General features: G+C 65.2%; 12 protein-coding genes and 1 riboswitch. Of the genes, 9 read left to right on the forward strand and 3 right to left on the reverse strand.

All coding sequences use genetic code 11. From position 1 onward, the window contains the following. Positions 1–65 precede the first annotated feature (65 nt). The 3 genes from AC07S4_RS14935 to AC07S4_RS14945 all read left to right on the forward strand — a co-directional run bounded on the left by AC07S4_RS14935 (position 66) and on the right by AC07S4_RS14945 (position 6,053). Entirely contained in the window at positions 66–2,642 is a 2,577-nt protein-coding gene (locus AC07S4_RS14935) for a chemotaxis protein CheB (RefSeq protein ID WP_494987394.1), read from the forward strand. Continuing rightward, a complete protein-coding gene (locus AC07S4_RS14940; RefSeq protein ID WP_494987395.1) occupies positions 2,639–3,844 on the forward strand; it encodes a sensor histidine kinase in 1,206 nt (401 codons plus the stop codon). The genes AC07S4_RS14935 and AC07S4_RS14940 overlap by 4 nt, the downstream gene beginning before the upstream one ends. 64 nt (positions 3,845–3,908) lie before the next feature. After that, a complete protein-coding gene (locus AC07S4_RS14945; RefSeq protein ID WP_494987396.1) occupies positions 3,909–6,053 on the forward strand; it encodes a S46 family peptidase in 2,145 nt (714 codons plus the stop codon). Between the two features lie 68 nt (positions 6,054–6,121). On the opposite strand, the gene AC07S4_RS14950 is transcribed toward AC07S4_RS14945, so the two are convergent. Next, positions 6,122–8,098: a S9 family peptidase gene (locus AC07S4_RS14950; protein WP_494987397.1), complete on the reverse strand. Its 1,977-nt coding sequence runs from the start codon at positions 8,096–8,098 to the stop codon at positions 6,122–6,124. Positions 8,099–8,255: 157 nt separating this feature from the next. Between AC07S4_RS14950 and pnuC the strand changes: the two genes are divergently transcribed. From pnuC to AC07S4_RS14965, 3 genes are read left to right on the forward strand one after another with little or no spacing between them, the layout of a single operon-like run. Then, the gene (gene pnuC / locus AC07S4_RS14955) at positions 8,256–8,879 is read left to right on the forward strand and encodes a nicotinamide riboside transporter PnuC (protein ID WP_494987398.1); all 624 of its coding nucleotides are present in this window, start codon (positions 8,256–8,258) and stop codon (positions 8,877–8,879) included. Between the two features lie 10 nt (positions 8,880–8,889). Beyond that, positions 8,890–9,423, forward strand: a complete 534-nt coding sequence (locus AC07S4_RS14960) for an AAA family ATPase (protein WP_494987399.1) — start codon at positions 8,890–8,892, stop codon at positions 9,421–9,423. Next, positions 9,420–10,169 (forward strand): hypothetical protein, encoded by a 750-nt coding sequence (locus tag AC07S4_RS14965; protein ID WP_494987400.1) that lies wholly within the window; start codon positions 9,420–9,422, stop codon positions 10,167–10,169. The genes AC07S4_RS14960 and AC07S4_RS14965 overlap by 4 nt, the downstream gene beginning before the upstream one ends. Before the next feature lie 8 nt (positions 10,170–10,177). Here the strand turns inward: AC07S4_RS14965 and AC07S4_RS14970 are convergent, their stop codons facing one another. Next, entirely contained in the window at positions 10,178–12,301 is a 2,124-nt protein-coding gene (locus AC07S4_RS14970) for a TonB-dependent siderophore receptor (RefSeq protein ID WP_494987401.1), read from the reverse strand. A gap of 48 nt (positions 12,302–12,349) precedes the next feature. After that, positions 12,350–12,449, reverse strand: a riboswitch (TPP riboswitch). Positions 12,450–12,463: 14 nt separating this feature from the next. Beyond that, positions 12,464–13,624 (reverse strand): iron-containing alcohol dehydrogenase, encoded by a 1,161-nt coding sequence (locus AC07S4_RS14975; RefSeq protein ID WP_494987402.1) that lies wholly within the window; start codon positions 13,622–13,624, stop codon positions 12,464–12,466. A gap of 230 nt (positions 13,625–13,854) precedes the next feature. Between AC07S4_RS14975 and AC07S4_RS14980 the strand changes: the two genes are divergently transcribed. The 3 genes from AC07S4_RS14980 (at position 13,855) to AC07S4_RS14990 (ending at position 19,166) form a co-directional block, all read left to right on the forward strand. Beyond that, positions 13,855–14,427: a hypothetical protein gene (locus AC07S4_RS14980; protein ID WP_494987403.1), complete on the forward strand. Its 573-nt coding sequence runs from the start codon at positions 13,855–13,857 to the stop codon at positions 14,425–14,427. A gap of 68 nt (positions 14,428–14,495) precedes the next feature. Further along, positions 14,496–14,843 carry a YggL 50S ribosome-binding family protein gene (locus tag AC07S4_RS14985; protein WP_494987404.1) on the forward strand — a complete coding sequence of 116 codons (348 nt, stop codon included), beginning with the start codon at positions 14,496–14,498 and terminating at the stop codon, positions 14,841–14,843. Positions 14,844–14,969: 126 nt separating this feature from the next. Next, a complete protein-coding gene (locus AC07S4_RS14990) occupies positions 14,970–19,166 on the forward strand; it encodes a DUF3857 domain-containing protein (RefSeq protein WP_494987405.1) in 4,197 nt (1,398 codons plus the stop codon). The last annotated feature ends 5 nt before the right edge of the window (positions 19,167–19,171 follow it).

Genomic DNA, 19,171 nt, shown 5'->3' on the forward strand with positions numbered 1-19,171 from the left:
GCTTTCAGGCAAGGCGCTTTGTATAATCGGCAATCCAAGTCAGCGCCTTGCCCAAGTCCAGCACCATGAACCAACGCGATACCGCCGAGCCCTTGCCGGCAGTCAGGCCAGCCATTCCCGTGGTGGGGATAGGCGCGTCGGCCGGCGGACTGGAGCCCATCTGCGAGCTGCTGGCAGCGGTGCCGCCGGCCAGCCCGTTCGCCTACGTGGTGGTGCAGCACCTCGATCCGCTGCAGATAGGCATGCTGCCCGAACTGCTGCAGCGCGTGACCGCCATGCCGGTGCAGGAGGCTGCCGACGGCATGCCGCTGGAAGCGGGCCACGTCTATGTGATCCCGCCCAACCGCGACCTGGGCTACGCGAACGGCGTGCTGCGCCTGACCCGGCGCCCGCAAACCCGGGTGCAGTCGCTCTCGATCGACCATTTCCTGAACCAGCTGGCCGCTGAATGCGGTCCGCTGGCGGCCGGCGTGGTGTTGTCCGGCATGGGTAGCGACGGCAGCGCCGGCCTGCGCGCCATCCAGGAACACGGCGGCATGACCCTGGCCCAGCAGCCCGTGTCGGCGCGCTTCGCCGCCATGCCGCAAAGCGCCATCGACGCCGGCAGCGCTGACATCATTGCCTGCGCCGGCGACATGCCGGCCCTGATCGCGGAACGCCTGGCGCGGCAGCCGCCGCTGAACGCCCCGCACCGCGCGCCGCACCGCGCGCCGCGCCGCAACGCGCTGGCCGAACTGCTGCAATACCTGCTGACCCGCACCGGCAACGATTTCGCCGACTACAAGATGAACACGGTCATGCGCCGCATCGAACGCCGCATGGCGCTGCACCAGTGCGCCACGCTGGACGCTTACGTCGCGCTGCTGCGGGACAATCCGGGCGAAGTGCAGTTGCTGTTCAAGGAAATGCTGATCGGCGTGACCAACTTCTTCCGCGACCAGAAAGTATGGGAGCAGCTCAAGGCCGTGGCCCTGCCGCAGCTGCTGGAAGCGCATCCGGACGGCGCCAGCTTCAAGGCCTGGGTGCCGGCCTGTTCCACCGGCGAGGAAGCGTATTCGCTGGCCATGGTGTTCAGCGAAGCCATCGAGCATGTCAGCCCGCGCGCCAAGTACAGCCTGCAGATCTTCGCCACCGACCTCGACCCGGACGCCATCGACCGCGCCCGCGAAGGCCTGTTCACGCACAGCATCGAGGCCGACGTCTCGCCCGAGCGCCTGCAGCGCTTCTTCGTGGCCGACGAACGCGGCTACCGGGTGCGCAAGGAACTGCGCAATATGATCATCTTCGCGCAGCAGAACATCATTTCCGATCCGCCGTTCACCAAGCTCGATCTGCTGAGCTGCCGCAACCTGCTGATCTATTTCAGCCCCAAGCTGCAGCAGCGCCTGATCCCGCTGTTCCACTACGCGCTCAAGCCGGCCGGCCTGCTGCTGCTGGGCAGCGCCGACACGCCGGGCCATTTCACCGAGCTGTTTGCGCCGCTGCCCGGCGGCAGCCGCATTTACCAGCGGCTCGATGCCGGCAGCCAGCGGCTGGTACACTATTTCCCAACCAGGGTGGCGGCTGTCGCGCCCACTCCCAACGAAGTCAGGTCCGCATCCATGAACGGCAACCTCCAATCGCAGGTCGAACAGCTGCTGCTGAAAAAGCACACGCCGGCGGCCGTCCTGCTCAACCGCGACGGCGACATCCTCTACATCCACGGCCGCACCGGCTCCTATCTGGAGCCGGCGGCGGGCAAGGCCAACTGGAATATCCACGCCATGGCGCGCGACGGCCTGCGCTACCCGCTGGACGACCTGCTGCAGCGCGCGCTGGCCGAGGAAGGGCCGCAGGTGCTGGCCGGCCTGGTGATGAAGAACGCCAGCGGCCAGGAGTTGTCGGTGGACCTGAGCGCCGAAGCGCTGCGCGACGGCGAGGCGCTGGAAGGCATGGTGCTGGTGACCTTCCTCGGCGTGCCGCGCCAGGCCGCGCGCCGCTCCCGCGTGGCCAGCCCGCGCGTGACCGAGCTGGAACAGCAGCTGGCGCAGGCGCGCCTGGAAATCCAGGCCGTGCGCGACGAAATGCAGACCTCGCGCGAGGAGCTGCGCTCGGCCAACGAGGAACTGCAGTCGACCAACGAGGAACTGCAGTCCACCAACGAGGAGCTGACCACCTCGAAGGAGGAGATGCAGTCGCTCAATGAAGAGCTGTACACCGTCAACGCCGAGCTGCAATCGAAGGTGGACGACCTGTCGCTGGTGAACAGCGACATGAAGAATCTGCTCAACAGCACCGACATCGCCACCATCTTCCTGGACAACGTGCTGCGCATCCGCCGCTTCACCACCCAGGCCAGCCAGGTCTACAAGCTGATCGCCAGCGACGTGCAGCGCCCGCTGAGCGACATCGCCAGCGACCTGGTCTACCCGGAGCTGGAACAGGACGCCGGCGAAGTGCTGCGCACGCTGGTGTTCAGCGAAAAGCAGATCCCCACCCGCAACGGACGCTGGTTCACGGTGCGCATCATGCCCTACCGCACGGTGGACAATGTGATCGACGGCCTGGTGCTCACCTTCATCAACATCACCGGCGCCAAGCAGCTTGAATCGCAGCTGCGGGCGCTGAGCCTAGCCGACGGCGCCGACGGAGGCAGCCAGTGAGCGGCGGCCCGCACCCGAGCGACCAGCTGCGCCAATGGCAGGCGCTCCAGCTCAGCAAGATCGAGCTGGACCTGCAGCAGCAGGCGCTCACGGCGCTGCAGGAAAGCACCGACCAGGCGCAGGCCGGGCAGGCGCTGTACCAGCAGCTGTTCGAGCTGTCGCCGGCCTGCAGCTACGCGCTGGACGCAGCCGGGCGCGTGGTCAGCGTCAACCAGGCCGGCGCCGCGCTGCTGGGGCAAAGCGCGGCCGCGCTCAAGGGCCAGCCCTTCGAGCGCTATCTGGCGCCCGAGGAGCAGCCGGCCTGGCGCGCGTTCGCCGCCATCCTGCACACCAGCGCCGGGACAGCCGGCATGGAGTCGCAGCTGTTCGGCGGCATACCCGGCGCCGGCGCGGTGCGCATCGAGGCCCGGCTCGACGCGGCCTCCGGCCTGTGCTGCGTGGTGCTGGCGCCGGCGGCGCCCACCCCGGCGGCGCCCACCCCGGCGGCGGCCCAGGCCGCCGACCGCACCGCCGCGCTGGAGCGCGACAATGCGCAACTGCGCCTGCTGGGCGAGCACGAAGCGACTATGCTGGAAGCGGAGCGGCAGGACATGGCGCGCGCCGTGCACGACGGCGTGGCGCAGAACCTGCTGGCGCTGCGCCTGGACGCAGCGCTGCTGAACAAGCGCAGCCTGGCGCACCACGGCCCGCTGCGCGAACGCAGCGGCGCCGCACTGGACAACATCGACGCCACCTTGCGCAGCGTGCGCGCCATCCTGAACCGGCTGCGGCCCGCCGTGCTGGAACTGGGCCTGCAAGCGACCCTGGACTGGCAGCTGGCCGAGTTCCGCAAGCATAGCGGCCTGGCCTGCACGCTGGACGTGCAGGACGAGCAGGTCTTCGATTGCCTGGACGGCGTGGCGTCCCTGATGCTGTTCCGGCAGCTGCAGGCCGTGCTTGAATCGGTGCAGCGCGACGGCGGCGCCAGCGCGGTGGCGGTCAGCCTGCGCCGCAACGGCGGCTCGGGCGTGCAGCTGATGCTGACCGACGACGGCGCCGGCGACGGCGGCGGCGTGCCTGTCGCCGGGCGGCGCCAGCGCCAGGCCCTGGCCATGCTGGGCGTGGGGGAACGCCTGCGCGCCCACGGCGGCACGCTGGACGTGGCCTACGGCACGGGGCAGGGCTGCCGTGTCAGCATGCGCCTGCCGGGCCGCAATAGCTAAAAACCATTTTCAGCGGCAAGCGCACGGTCTATACTGCGGCAGCTTTTTATATTAGGGGACTATCTTGTTCAAAACGCTAGCTTTTTCAGCACTGCCGGCCGCCTTGCTGGCCGCCTTCAGCCCTGCCCACGCCGACGAAGGCCAGTGGCAGCCGCACCAGCTGCCGCAGCTCAAGGCCGAGCTGAAACGCATCGGCATCGCCATCCCGGCTGAAAAACTGGCCGATTTGTCCAAGCACCCCATGAGCGCCATCGTCTCGACCGACGGCTGCTCGGCGTCCTTCGTCTCGCCGGACGGCCTGGTGGTCACCAACCACCACTGCGCCTATGGCGCCATCCAGCGCAACTCCACGCCGGAGCACAACTACATCGCCAACGGCTTCCTGGCCAAGACCCGCGACGCCGAACTGCCGGGCGGCCCCAACCTGCAGGTCTACATCACCGACAAGGTGGAGAACGTCAGCGCCCGCGTGCTGCAAGGCCTGGACAAGCTGGGTGGCAAAGCGCGCCACGAAGAAGCGCAGAAGCGCATCAAGGCCCTGGTGGCCGAATGCGAAACCGACAAGATGTACCGCTGCTCGGTGCCCAGCTTCCACCGCGGCGCCGAGTACTACCGCATCCGCCAGATGCAGATCCGCGACGTGCGCCTGGTCTACGCGCCGTCCGACAAGATCGGCAACTACGGCGGCGACATCGACAACTACGAATGGCCGCGCCACACCGGCGACTACTCCTTCCTGCGCGCCTACGTGGGCAAGGACGGCCGCCCGGCCGACCCGTCGCCGGACAACGTGCCCTACAAATCCAAGGACTTCCTGGTGGTCTCCGCCGAAGGCCTGAAGAACGGCGACCCCATCCTGCTGGCCGGCTACCCGGGCCGCACCAGCCGCTACAAGCTGCCGGTGGAAATCCGCAACGCGCGCGACTCGGCCTACCCGCTGCAGGCGGCCGAATACCAGTCCGACCTGGACACCATCGCCGCCGCCACCAAGGGCGACGAAGCGGGCGTGGTGCGCTACGCCAGCGTGGTCAAGAGCATCAACAACCGCATGAAAAAGACGCTCGGCCTGCTGGACGGCTTCGCGCGCAAAGACCTGGCCGCCGTCAAGGACGGCCAGGACGCCGAATTCCACGCCTGGTACGCCAAGCAGCCCGGCGTCTCGTCGGCCATGCTGTCCGAACTGGACGCGGCGATTGCCGCCGACATGGCGTTGTCCGACGAAGAATTCGCCTGGAACGTGGCCACCAATAGCGACCTGCTGAAAAGCGCCCGCACGCTGCACCGCCTGGCGCTGGAAAAGCAGAAGCCGGACGCCGAGCGCAAGGGCGGCTACCAGCAGCGCGACGTGAGCCCGATCAAGGCCCGCCTGAGCCGCCTGGAGCAGTCCTTCACGCTGAAAGTGGACCAGGCCCGCTTCGCCGACGGCCTGGCGCGCTACGCCAAGCTGGCCGCCAAGTCCCATCCGCAAGGCCTGGACGCGCTGCTGCCTGCGGTGGCCGACGTGCCGGCGCTGTACGCGCAGTCGAAGCTGGGCGTGACCGCCGAGCGCCTGGCGCTGATGGACAAGGACGCCGCCGCCATCGCCGCCTCCGACGACGCCTTCCTCAAGCTGGCCGTCAAGCTGCACGCCGTGGGCCTGTCGCTGGAAGAGCGCCGCATGGAAGTGGACGGCAACCTGGAGCGCGTGGTGCCGCAATACATGGCCGCCGTGATCGCGTGGAAGAAATCGCAGGGCAAGCCGGTCTACCCGGACGCCAACTCCACGCTGCGCGTCACCTACGGCACCGTGTCGGCCTACTCGCCGAAGGACGGCATTACCAAGGGCCCGTTCACCACGGTGGAAGGCATCGTCGAGAAGCACACCGGCAAAGACCCCTTCATCGCCCCGGACAACCTGATCGACGCGGTGAAGGCCAAGCGCTACGGCCAGTTCAAGGACCCGGTGCTGGGCACGGTGCCGGTCAACTTCCTGAGCAGCGCCGACACCACCGGCGGCAACTCCGGTTCCGCCGTGATGAACAAGCGCGGCGAGCTGATCGGCCTGAACTTCGACTCCACGTATGAATCGATCACCAAGGACTGGTACTTCGACACCGCCATCACGCGCGCCATCCACCTGGACATCCGCTACATGCTGTGGGTCATGAAGGAAGTCGACCACGCCGACAACCTGCTGAAAGAAATGACCATCAAATACCCGAAGAAATAATTCGGTAAACCAAAAAGGGGTCAGGGTTAGTTTTCCCATGCGGGAAAACTAACCCTGACCCCTTTTTTTTATTTCAGATGCTTGGCCAGGAAGGCTTCCAGCGTGCGGTATACATCGGCGGCGTTCTCGGTGTCGTAGAAGCCGTGGCCCTCGTAGTCGACGTACAGCCACTGCGGCGGGCGGCCGGCGGCGGTGAGAGCGTCGCGCATCTGGAAGGCGTGCTCCTTGGGCGCGATCTTGTCCTTGCCGCCGTGGATCAGCAGCACCGGCATGGTGATGCTGCCGGCCAGCACGGCGGGCGACTGGTGCGCCAGTTCTTGGGCATCGTCGCCGACGCGCTTGCTCAGCCAGTCGCGTTCCTTGCGCACGTTCTGCATCGGTTCGTCCTTGAAGCGGCGCAGGTCGTACACGCCGGCGTAGCCGATGGCGCAGCGGAACAGGGCGCTTTCGCGCGCGGCCAGCATCAGTGCCGAATAGCCGCCGAAGCTCACGCCGTAGACGCAGCTGCGGCCTGGATCGCTGAGCCCCTGTGCCTGCACCCAACGCACGCCGTCGGCCAGGTCGTCCTGGATGGCGGTGCCCCATTTCCGGTAGCCCGCTTCGCGGAAGCTGCGCCCGCGCCCGCCGGAGCCGCGGTAGTTCACCTGCAGCACGGCGTAGCCCCGGCTGGCCAGGAACTGGGCGTCGGTGTCGAAGTACCAGGTGTCGAAGGGACCGAAGGGGCCGCCGTGCGGCATCAGCACCAGCGGCGGCTTGTGCCCGGGCGGCGTGCCGGCCGTTGCGGGCGGCAAGGTGATGTAGCCGTGCAGCTCCAGGCCGTCGCGTGCCTTGAAGCTGATGGGCCGGCGTTCGGCCATCTGTTCCGGTTCGATCGCCTCCATGGCGGCGAGCAGGAAGTCGGCCTTGCCGCTGCGGCGGTCGAACAGATAATAGCTGCCCGGGTCGCGGTCGCTGCGCACGCTGAACAGCAGCAGCTGGCCGTCGCTGGTGAAGTTGATGAAGTCCACCACGTTGCCAGGGAACTGGGCGCTAAGCTGCTTGTGCAGCTGGGCGTCCGCGTGCTGCGGCGCAAAGTACGTCCACTGCGGCATGCCGACCTGGGTAGTGGCCGCCAGCGGCAGGCCGTGGTTCGCACCGAACAGATAGTCGTTGATGTTGCCGGCCGGGTGCGACATCAGCACGGTGCGCGCGCCGCTGACGCTGTTCTGGCGCACCAGGATGTCCGGCCCGCCGTGCACGTTCTGGGTGGCGGCGAACTCGCTGCCGTCGGGCGAAAAGGCGAAGGGATAGATGTCGCCGCCTTTGTCGGCGGGCAGTACGCTCCAGTTGCCGCTGGCGATGTCGCGCTGGTACAGCAGCGGTTCGTTCTGCTCGTCGGTGCCGTAGGCGAAGCGCGGCGTGCCGTCCCGCTGCAGGATGAAGCTCATATAGCGCACCGGAATTTCCGCCACCAGTTTGCGGATCGCGGTGCTTGTGTTGATGTCGTATAGCTGGCTTCTGTCCACACGCCACAGATGCGAGTTGAGCAGCAGGTGGCCGTTGAGCGGTTTTGGCGCGCCCGCAATCTCGCCGTAGCCATAGTCGTCGCCGTAGCGGTCGCTCTGGCGGCTGAACTTGAAGCCGTCCATGCCGTACAGGTATTCCTGCTTGCCGCCGTCGAAGTCCATGGCCAGTACTTCGCCGGTGAGCTGGGGTGCTTCGCGCACGCCCACTTCCTCCCCTTTGGCCACTGCCAGCCTGGTGTTGCTTACCCATAGATAGCCTGCCGGTATCTGGAACACCGGCAGCTGCACCGCCGCCAGCATGTTCAGCTTGGGCAGCGCCAGCACGCAGATGGTGGGCACTTCACGCTGGCCGCGCTTCATGCGCACCGTGATGGCGAGATATTTTCCGTCCGGCGACAGGAGAGGCATGCTGTACTGGTCGCGGTGGACGAAGGCGTCGATAGGGATGGGGCCGGCCGGCGGGCTGGCTGCGGAGTCGGCGGCGTGGGCGGGCTGGGCTGCGGCCAGCGCCATGAGCAGTGCAAGGGTGCGGAATTGCATGGGTGGATAAGGACGGTTTCGATGCCTGCATCGTAGCAATAAAATCAATTAACTCAAAGAAATAATTACTTACAAGCAATATGCAAGTCGCAGCGTGGCCGTGGTTGGCTTATCCGCCGATTGGGTGCATAATCCGGCGTCCCCGCCCGATCTTGCTATGAACTCTGCCATCGACCTGCTTGGTTTTTCAACCACGCCACTGGAACTGCTCTCCTTCGTGCTCTCCGTCGCCACGGTGCTGCTCAATATCCGCCAGAACCACTGGGCCTGGCTGTTCGCCATCCTGTCCTCGGCCACTTACGGCGTGGTGTTCTACGGCGCGCGCCTGTATGGCGACATGGCGCTGCAGGCGGTGTTCATCACGGTGTCGTTCTGGGGCTGGTACCAGTGGCTGCACGGCGACGCCACGCACGACCAGCTGCCCGTCACCCGCACCACGCGGCGCGGCCTGTGGCTGGCCGCTGCCGGCTGGGCCGTGGGCTTTGCCGTGCTGGCCTGGTTCCTGCACCGCTACACCGACACCGACGTGCCGCGCACGGACGCCTTCCTGACCGCCGGCAGCCTGGTGGGCCAGTTCCTGCTGTCGCGCAAAAAGCTGGAGAACTGGCATGTATGGATCGTGGTCGACGTGATCTACGTCGGCCTGTATCTGCACAAGGGCCTGATGCTGACCGCGCTCCTGTACGGCATGTTCGTGGCGATGGCCGCCGTCGGCCTGCTGGCCTGGAAAAAATCGATGGGCGAGGGCGGGGCCGCCGCCGGGGCCATGGTGCTGAAGTGATGGTGCGGCGATGACGCAGCCTTTGCGCGTGGCCATCGTCGGCTCCGCGTCGTCCGGCAAGACCACGCTGGCGGCGCGCCTGGCGCAGCACTACCGCACCATCTGGGTGCCGGAGTACCTGCGCGAGTTCGTCGACGCCGAGGCGCGCCTGCCGGTGTCCGCCGACCAGATCCACATCGCCCGCACCCAGGTGGCGCGCGAGCAGGCCGCCATGCCGCAGGCGCGCCGCTTCCTGTTCTGCGACACCACGCCGCTGATGACGGCCGTCTACAGCCGCCATTACTTCGGCGGCATCGACGCCGAACTGGCCGCGCTGGCCGCCGCGCACCGCTACGATGTCACCTTGCTGTGCGCGCCGGATCTGCCCTGGGTGCCCGATGGCCTGATGCGCGAGCCGGAGGACGCCAGCGGCCCTGTCAGCGCGCTGCTGCTGGAGGAACTGGCCGCGCGTGGCATTTCGTACACACTGGTGAGCGGCTCACCTGAACAACGCTTGATGAAAGTCGAGCGTTTGCTTGGGAGTCCTGCTACATTGGCAGGATGAAAAGAGCGCCCAACGTCCCCCGCTTCCTCCTCCTTTCCGCCGCCTTGCTTGCCGGCCCCTTGCCGCAAGCCTGCGCCGGCACCGGCTACTACCTGGTCTCCACGTATGACGTGGAAGGCCAGAAATCAGTGGACTTCAAATACTGGAACGCCGACTACAAGCACAGCTTCAGCGTTTCCTCGCCCGAACTGGGGTTTGGCTACGGCGTCACGTCGCGCTGGTACACCGAGCTGTCGGCAGTGTGGATACGGCTGCACGGCCGCAGCGACCGGCTGGCCGAACTGGAATGGCAGAACGACTACATGCTCACGCAGGGCCAGTACGCCTTCGACCTGGCGCTGCACACCAGCGTTGGCCGCAGCAACTCCGGCCCGCACAGCTACAGTGTGGAGATAGGCCCGGTGCTGCAGACGGAAGTCTGGCGCACGCAGTTCAACTTCAACGCCTTCCTGCAGCGCGACTACCGTACCGGCGAGCCGGAACAGACGCAGCTGGTCTACCAGTGGCAGGTGAAGCAGCGCTGGAAAAGCTGGCTGCAGCCCGGTATCCAGGGCTTTGGCGAAGTGGGGAAGTGGAACGACTGGCTGCCGGAGAAGCAGCGCTCGCACCGGTTTGGGCCGGCGCTGTTAGGATCGCGCGAACTGGGCGCGGGCCAGGAGCTGAAATACGAAGCCGCCTGGCTGGTGGGACGCAATTCGGCCCGCACGGCGAAAAGCTTCGCCATGCGGGTGCAGTACATTTTCTGACTTAGAGCTTAGAAGTCCAGCTGCGCGGACAGCTTGAAGGTGCGTTCGGCGCCGGGGAAGAGGTAGCCGCCCAGGTCCGGCGTCACGTCGCGCCAGTAGAACTTGTCCGTGGCGTTGTAGACCTGCGCGCGGAAGATGGCCGACGTCGCGCCGATTTTGGTGGCGTAGGACGCGCCCAGGTTCAGCGTGTCGTAGCTCGGCACGAAGAAGGTGTTCTCCGGGTCGAAGGCCTTCTTGCCCGCGTGCTGCCAGTTGGCGTTCAGCTTCAGGCCGGCCACTTGCGGCAGCGCGTACTCGGCGTACAGCGACGATTTGAACTTGGGCACATTGGTCACGCGCTTGCCGTCCAGCGCGGCCTGGCCGGTGCCGCTTTGCTCGGTGTTCAGCGCCATGGCGGTGAAGGCCAGCATCAGGTCCGGCGTGGCGTGGCCTTGCGCCGACAGCTCCAGGCCGCGGTGCTGCGCCTGGCCGTTGCGCACATAGGTGTTGCGCGCGTCGGTGTATTCCAGGCCTTTGCGGATCTGGAACACGGACATGGCCAGGCTCAGGTCCTTGTACAGGTCCGCCTTCACGCCCAGTTCCACCTGCTTGGACAGCGACGGCGCCAGCGCCTCTTTCTGGTTGCTGGTCAGCTTGGGCGCGATGCCGCCGCGCTCCAGGCCTTCTGCCCAGCTGGCGTAGGCCGACACGTTGGCGAGCGGCGCGTACACCAGCGACACGTTGGGCAGCCAGAAGCTCTCGTCGGTGGCGGCCTTGGCGGCCAGCTGATTGCGTTCCACCTGGGTGTGGCGCGCGCCGGCGTGCAGCGTGAGCTGCTCGGTCAGGCCCACCACGTCCTGGAAGAAGACCGCGCGCTCACGGTCGCTGCGGCGCTCCGTCACCGGGCCGCTGGTCAGGCCGGTGGCCTTGACTACGACGGGGTGTAAGATATTGCTGGTGCCAGCGTATTCGTAGATGTCGTCACCCCACTTCTCGCTGTTCTTGTAGAAGGAGTAGCCGCCGGTGACGGCGTGCTTGAAGGCGCCGGTGGCGAATTTGCCCTGCACCATGGCCTGCATGGCTTGCGGCTTTTTGCGCTCGCCCAGGCTGATGTAGTCGTACACGTCGTAGTCGCCGTTGGTGCAGAAGCCGGGATACAGGTCCTGCGCGCCGCAGCCGTAAGGGAAGGCGGTGTAGTCGTCGCGCTTGAAGGAGTGGCTGTTGGCGCTCACGGTGGCGTTCCAGTCCTGGTTGAACTGGTAGGTGAAGCGCGCGCCGATGTTGCTGCTTTCGGTCTCCACCGGATAGCTCCACGACTGGTTGTTCAGCATATTGTCGGCGGAGATCTTGGGCAGCGTGGCGTTGTTAATCAGCTGGAAGCCGGGCACCGACACTTGCGACTTCTTCTGGTAGTCGGCATCCAGCTGCAGCAGGGCCTGCGGCGAGATCTGCCAGTCGAAGGCGCCGGAGACGAAGTTGCGGTGGCCGTCCGCGCCCTTGACGTAGGAGCGTAGGCGCTCGCTGGCCAGGTTCACCCGGTAGCCGAAGCGGCGGTCCTCGAAGCGGCCGCCCACGTCCACGGCGCCCAGCACCGTGCCGCGCTCGCTCGCTTCGATGGTGACGGAGCGCAGCGGCGCGGCGGTCGGGCGCTTGGTCACGTAGTTGATGATGCCGCCCGGCGTGGCCATGCCGGACTGCAGGCCGGCCAGGCCTTTCAGCACTTCGATGGCTTCCTTGTTCTCCAGCGGGATCTGGGTGTCGCCCGGGATGATCATGCCATCCTTGCGGTAGCTGCTGCCGTTGTCGAGCTTGAAGCCACGGATGGAGAACTGCTCGGCGTAGCCGACGGCGTTGTAGGCGTCGCTGATGCTGGCGTCGAACTTGGCGGCGTCGGTGGTGGAGCGGATGTTCAGATCCTGCATCTTCTCGCGGCCCAGCACCGTCACCGAGGCCGGCGTGAGCAGCAGCGGCAGGTCGGTGAAGCCGGCCACGGAGGCGCGGGTGGCGGTGTTCTTGCCGGTGATGACGACCACCTCGGACGGCGTTTGCCCGGCGGGCGCGGCGGCTGGCGCATCGTCTGCAAAGGCGGAAACGGTAAAGGCTTGGGAGACCGCCAGGGCGATCGTGCTAACTGCGAAATTTCGTGCGGACATTATAGGCTCTCGTAAAAATGGGAGCCAACGGGAAGGGTACAAAGGAGGGGAAACAACTTTGCGCTTTCCTTCGCTGGCATTATCCAGATCAGGTACGAAGGGTATCTCTCACCCGGAAAACGCGTTTCCAGGACCCCTAGCGAGCTGCAAGTGTAGCACGAATTACAAACTGAGCTCCAGTGCTGCGCGGGCGGCGGCGGCGTCCACGTCGCGGTGTTCGCCCAGCTTGACCAGCTTGTGCGCCTCCAGCGCGGCCACCACGGCGTCGATCGCCGACGCGTCCAGGCCGTAGCCGGACAAGCGGGTCGGCACGCCCATCTGCTCGAAGAAGGCACGCGTGCGTGCGATGGCGGCGGCGATGCGGCTGTCCTCATCGCCTTCGCTCACGCCCCAGACGCGCGCCGCATATTGCAGCAGCTTGGCGCGCTTGGCTTCCTTGCGCACCGTCAGTATGCCCGGCAGCACCACGGCCAGCGTTTGCGCATGGTCCAGCTGGTACAGCGCGGTCAGCTCGTGGCCTATCATGTGGGTGGCCCAGTCCTGCGGCACGCCCACGCCGATCACGCCGTTCAGCGCCATGGTCGCGCTCCACATGACGTTGGCGCGCACGTCCAGGTTGTCCGGCTCGCTCAGCGTTTTCGGGCCTTCCTCGATCAGCGTCAGCAGCAGGCCTTCGGCCCAGCGGTCCTGCACCGGCGCGTTGACCGGATAGGTCAGGTACTGCTCCATCACGTGCACAAAGGCGTCCACCACGCCGTTGCCCACCTGGCGCAGCGGCAGCGTGAAGGTCTTGCTCGGGTCGAGCACGGAGAATTTCGGGAATACGTGGCGGCTGTGGAAGGCGCGCTTTTCCTGCGTGGCGGCGCGGGTGACCACGCTGGCGGCGTTCATTTCCGAGCCGGTGGCGGGCAGGGTCAGCACGCTGCCGAAGGGCAGGGCGGCGTTGATGTTGGCGCCGCCTTTCTTCAGTATCAGCCACGGGTCTTCTTCGCCGAACAGCGCCGCTGCGGCGACGAACTTGGTGCCGTCGATCACCGAACCGCCGCCCACCGCCAGCAGGAAGTCGATCTTCTCGGCCTTGACGATGCCGACCGCTTTCATCAGCGTTTCGTAGTGCGGGTTGGGCTCGATGCCGGCAAATTCAATCACCGTATGGCCGCTCAGCGCAGCCTTCACTTCCTCATAGACGCCGTTGCGCTTGATGCTGCCGCCGCCGTACAGCATCAGCACGCGCGCGCCGGCCGGCACCAGCGGCGTGATGGCGGCGATCTGGCCCTGGCCGAACAGGATCTGGGTAGGGTTGTGGAAATCGAAGTTAAGCAAAGCGGGCTCCTTGTTTGAATTTGGCTGGCTTGAGCCCGCCATTATCGCTCAGCCGCCTGCAATGCGTTTGACAGGCCCATCCCGGTTGCATTTCCGTCGAGAAATATGGCAAAATTGGCAATTCACCCGCCAGGAGACCTGATTTGACCTAGATAGAACAACGCCTGCTCGCCTGCGAGCAAGAGAATGTCCGGCTGCGCAAGCGCCTGAACCGCCAGAACGGCTTGTGGGTGGCCGGTTTGCTGCTGCTGGCCGGGGGCGGCGCCGTGGCCGGCGCCAGCCTGAAAAACGCCATCTTCGACAGCGTGCGCGCCAGGGAAGTGGTGGTGGTCGACGCCAAAGGCATCGTCCGCGCCCGCCTGGGCGGCGATCTGCCGGACGCCGTGATGGCCGGTGGCCACGTGTCCAAGCGCGGCAGCAAGGCCGGCGGCCTGATTATCTATGACGAGGAGGGCATCGAGCGCGGCGGATACGTGACGATGGACGAGGGCAGCAACGCCATGATCACGCTGGACTCCAAGCACCGCATGGCGGCGCTCATGGTGGCCGGACCGGACCCGTCGCAGGACAGCGCGCTGACGCTCATCACCAGGGACGGCGGCATCGAGCTGCGTTCGGACGGCAACGGTTCCCGCCTCAGCGTGAGAGACAAGGCCGGCCTGACCTACCAGCAGCCCGCCATCATCGCCTTATCGCCGGCCAGCTGCATCAATTACAAGGAACTCGAACTCAAGTACCCGGGACAGCGCAGCTGCCAGGCGCGCTTCTCCGAGGCGGCGTGCAAGGCCTGCCTGGGCGACTAGCGCAGGCGCTTTGCGCTGGCGCGGGGGCATGCGACAATCCGGCTTTAACACTCAGCGGATAGAAAAACATGAGCCGATCCCATCACCGCGCCAACCGGCGCCAGCGCAAGAAAATGCACCTGGGCGAATTCCAGGAACTGGGCTTTATGGTCGACGCCAAGCTGGCCGACGGCCAGGACGCGGCGCAGCGCGACAGCCTGCTGTACCGCTTCCTGCTCGAGGCCGTCGAGGCCAACGGCCTGGCCTTCGGCGGCGGCATGAATAGCGACTTCAGCGGCTTCGTGGTGTCCGGCAAAGCCTACGGCAAAGTCGAAGAAAACCACCGCGAGCTGGTGCGCGCCTGGCTGGAAAGCCAGGGCGTGCTGCAGCAAGTCCAGGTCGGCGAACTGCGCGACGCCTGGTACGGCTGGGGTTGAGCGGGCGGCAAGGCGCGTCGGCGATGTGAGAATGTGTGCATTTTTCCATCAGGCAAGATGATATGCTGGTGGCTTCCTGCACACGCCTTTGTTGGCCCTGCGCTTTCCTGCAACTTGCCCCCGCCCATGCGCTCTAACTACTTATTCGCCTGCACTCTCCTGCTGCCTTTCAGCGTCGCAATAGCAGCTCCAGCCAAGCCTGCATTGCAAGCTGCTAAACCCGTAATTTCCTTTTTTCGGGGTACGCCGCTGCCCAAATGGCTGGCCCCACTTGCCGATGTGCCACCGGCGGTAAGGTCGGATCCGGTAGTCGTTCGTCTTTCGGAAACACAAGTGTGGACCGGCGCCAACCCAGCATATCTGGTCAGCCGGGCGATCCTGGTGAACGACAAAACCCGCCTGCGCGAAATAGGTCAAATCGGTCTGCCCTATTATCCTGCCTACCAGAAGCTGCATCTGCACCGGGTTGCGCTGCTGCGCGGGACGGAGGTCATCGACCGCACCGCAACCGTCAACGCGCGGCTGCTTGAACGCGAGCCCAGCCTGGAAAGCGGCTTCTACGTTGGAGAGAGCACGGTGCAACTGCTGTTGGAGGACGTGCGCGTTGGCGACACCCTGCACCTTGTCTTTAGCGTTGAAGGCCGCAATCCAGTGTTCGGGCGCCTGTGGGCAGACGACTTCAGCTGGGACTATATGCTGCCGACCGAGCAGCGTCGCTTGACGGTGTCGCATCCGGCCAGTCAGCGCTTGCACTGGCGCGAATTAGGTGATTCTCGGCCGCACGGGATTGTGCCTGTGGTCGAGCGCAACGGAACCGTGGAGCGTCTGCGCTTCGACGAAAAGAATCTTGAAGCGTATCAACCAGAGGCCGGTGTGCCAGCCAGCTATCTGCCGTTCCGCAAGTTGCAGCTGAGCGAGTACGGCAGTTGGCAGGAAGTGGCGGCGTGGGCCAGCAGCCTGTTTGAGAGGCCGACCGCTTCGCCAGAGTTGAAATCTATCGCGGCCCAGTTCGCGTCCGGCAGGACTGAGGAGGAGCGCGCCAGCGCTGCCCTGCACTGGGTGCAGGATGAGATCCGTTATTTCAGCGTGGCGCTGGGAGAAAATTCGCACCGGCCGCAGCCGCCGGACGCTGTGCTCAGGCGGCGCTTCGGCGACTGCAAGGACAAGACTACTTTGCTGATTGCTGTGCTGGCGCAGCTGGGTATCAAGTCCGAGCCGGTGCTGGTCAATGCGCAAGCACCGGAGTTTCCGCAAAAATTGCTCCCAACGCCGTCGTGGTTTGATCACGTCATCGTGCGTGTAGTGGCGGACGGCGTGACGTACTATGTGGACCCCACGCGCGAAGGCGAAAAGGGACTGCTGTCGCAGCTGCCGAGCGCGATTCCAGGCGCTGCGGCGCTGGTGGTGGCGGCCGACACCACAGCTCTGGTGACCTTGCCGGAGCAAGCCACCGGCTTTCCACTGTACGACAGCAGCGAGAAATTCATCGTCAACGATCTGACTGGAGACGTCCAGTTGGAGGTGACGTCCAGTTTTCGTGCGCAGTACGCCCGTTTCGCGCGCGCCCGCTATGCAGCGATGTCTGCAGCCGAGCTGCGCCAGGACATGCTGGGCGATTACGACAAGCAATTCCGTGGCGCCACATTGAGCGAACCACCCATTGTGCGGGACAGCGACGACGGCACGGTGTTCTCTGTTAGCGCCCGTCTGAGGCTTCCCAAGCCGGTCAAGGAGGTGGACGGTTGGTATGCGCTATCTCACAAGAACCGTGTGATGGACGGCACGCTGGGCATTCCGGAAAAACTATCCCGCTCGGCTCCCTTCGCGCCGCCGCTGGGCATGTATCAGGGGCGCTACCGCCTGCATATTGTGTGGCCCGAGGAGGTCAAGCTGGTCAACGTGGCGGAAGCCAAGACCATCGACAACGCCTTCTTCCGCGCGCACAAGGAGTTTTCATGGCGCGGGAACGAAGTTGATTATGTGCTGGACTACAAAGTCAAGCGCAAACAGATTGAGGCGTCCGAGTTGCCCGAGTTGGAATCACAATCGAAACTGCTGGAGCCGTTGATGGAATCTACGCTGCAGTTCAACGCCATCGGCACGGTCAAGTCCAAGGCAGTGTCCATTCGGGATGGGCGTGTTGCCAACGCCGCGCTGATGCTGACCCAACTAACGGCGGCGCCCGACAAGATCCAGGCGAAAGACGATGCAGCACGGCTCGAGCTGCTGTGCGACAGTTTGCTGGACCTGGTGTTCCTGGGGGACATCTATCCTAGCTCGCGCAGTAGTATCGGGCCCTTGGTTCGGAAGCTCGATGCAATTAGCGGCCAAGATGCGGGCAAGGCGCAATGCCGCGGCCGGGCGGCCTTCGAAGCTGGCAACTATAAACAGGCGCTGGACCACTTCAGCAAGGCGGCCGCAGTGAGCGATGACGATGCGCAACTGCTTAGTCTGGCCTGGGCGAGACTGGGGACGGGCGATGCCGTCGGTGCCATGGCGGACACGCAGCGGTTCGTGCAGGCTCGCCTGGTAGCGCGCACTCTGGCTCCCGACGATGCCGCACTGGCCATGCTGCTGTTGCAGCGTTGCCATGCCGCTATGCCAGCCGCTCTGGATGAGTACGCGCGCGCCATGCCCGACGGCCCCTGGCCGCGTCCTGTGATGGAGTTTCTCGCCGGACGGATGAGCCAGCAGGAATTGCTGCGTTTGGCCAGCGGCTTTGCGCCCGTCAAGCGCGAAAGCGCCCTGAACGAAGCGTGGTTCTATATCGGCGCAAAGTTGAGGCTGGAGGGCAAAAAACAGGAGGCGTTGCAGGCGCTACGGTGGTTCCCGGTGCATGGCATCTGGCGCAGTTTGCCTTTTGTACTGGCGCAGAGCGAGCTGAAGCAATTGAGGTCCGGCGATCCGGATTTGGAGGCTGGCCTGGAAGCATCGAACGCGGACAGGCCGGACTTCAGGAAGGCACAGGAGCACTTTGCCAAGGCGGCTGCACGTGGCAACGCCAGTGCCGAGATGGAACTGGGCTTCCTGGCCGAACACGGCAAGCTGGGGAAAGCGGATCCGCAGACCGCCTTTGTCTGGTATCAGCGCTCGGCACAGCACGGGGATCGGGACGGCATGAATGCCCTGGCCGTCGCTTATGATGACGGTCTGGGAGTGGAGAAGGACGCTGTGCTGGCCGTGCAATGGTTCCAGCGTGCGGCAGAGGGCGGGCACTACTTTGCCTCGCGCAACCTGGGGCGTTTTTACGCCTTCGGCCTGGGTGGCTTGCCCAGAGACCAGCAATTGGCCTTTGCCCACTATTTCGACGCAGCGCAGCTTGGCCACGCTGGTGCGCAAGCGGAAATTGGGCGACGCTACCTTGAAGGCGAAGGCACCACCGCCGATTTGCCATTGGCGCTGTACTGGAACTCTCGCGCGGCGGAAGGCGGCAATGCTGACGGCATGGCGCAGTTGGCATTTATGATGGCCTATGGCCATGGCATCAAGGAGGACCGGCTTGCTGCAATCAAGCTATGGACGCTGGCGGCAGGCAAAGGAGCTGCAGCTGCCCGCGTGCAGCTGGGGAATGCCTACCAGCGTGGGCGCGGTGTCGAGAAAGACTTGCGCCTGGCCTTTGAATGGTTTTCCAAGTCTGCCCTGGACGGCAATCCCTACGCCATCAGACAGCTGGCTGAAGCCTACCTGGACGGCGACGGGGTGACGGCGGACCCAGTCAAAGCACGGGCGCACTTCAATGTATTAGTGAACATGAAGGACGCCAACGGCTATTACGGCCTGGCCAGGATGGCGGAGGACGGCAAGGACGGCCCGGTGAATCTACCGCTGGCGGAACAGCACTTCCGGAGCTGCGCAGAACTGGGAGACGCCTGGTGCATGCATAGGGTGGGAACTTTCCTGCATTCCGGGAAAAATGGCCCCAAGGATCCGGCTGGAGCCGCCCTGTGGTATCGCCGGGCGGCCGATAAGGGAATATCGAACGCCATGAACAATTTGGCAGATTTGTATGAGAAAGGCGAGGGGGTAGCGACGGACCTGCCGCAAGCAATCAGCCTTTACCGCCAGGCGGCGCAAGACGGCAATGCCACGGCGCTATTCAGCCTTGGAGAATTGAACGAGCAGGGCAAAGGCATGCCCGCGAATGCCTACTTTGCCTATGTCTACTTTGAGCTGGCCCACTTGAACGAATATAAGGCGGCAGCCGCCAGACGCGATGGCGTGGCGTCCCAACTGAGCGAAAAGCAGATCGCTATGGGGCGCCAACTGGCCAAATCCTGGGCCCGGACGCAGCCGTTGCCGGACACGGTCCTCGCTGCGCCGTAAGCCGA

It is taken from the genome of Pseudoduganella sp. GW821-FHT05F09 (assembly GCF_059419605.1).

Coding starts and splice junctions, on each gene's coding strand:
- AC07S4_RS14935 (WP_494987394.1), top strand. CDS start 66: ATGAACCAACGCGATACCGCCGAGCCCTTGCCGGCAGTCAGGCCAGCC.
- AC07S4_RS14950 (WP_494987397.1), bottom strand. CDS start 8,098: ATGCAATTCCGCACCCTTGCACTGCTCATGGCGCTGGCCGCAGCCCAG.
- pnuC (WP_494987398.1), top strand. CDS start 8,256: ATGAACTCTGCCATCGACCTGCTTGGTTTTTCAACCACGCCACTGGAA.
- AC07S4_RS14960 (WP_494987399.1), top strand. CDS start 8,890: ATGACGCAGCCTTTGCGCGTGGCCATCGTCGGCTCCGCGTCGTCCGGC.
- AC07S4_RS14965 (WP_494987400.1), top strand. CDS start 9,420: ATGAAAAGAGCGCCCAACGTCCCCCGCTTCCTCCTCCTTTCCGCCGCC.
- AC07S4_RS14970 (WP_494987401.1), bottom strand. CDS start 12,301: ATGTCCGCACGAAATTTCGCAGTTAGCACGATCGCCCTGGCGGTCTCC.
- AC07S4_RS14985 (WP_494987404.1), top strand. CDS start 14,496: ATGAGCCGATCCCATCACCGCGCCAACCGGCGCCAGCGCAAGAAAATG.
- AC07S4_RS14990 (WP_494987405.1), top strand. CDS start 14,970: ATGCGCTCTAACTACTTATTCGCCTGCACTCTCCTGCTGCCTTTCAGC.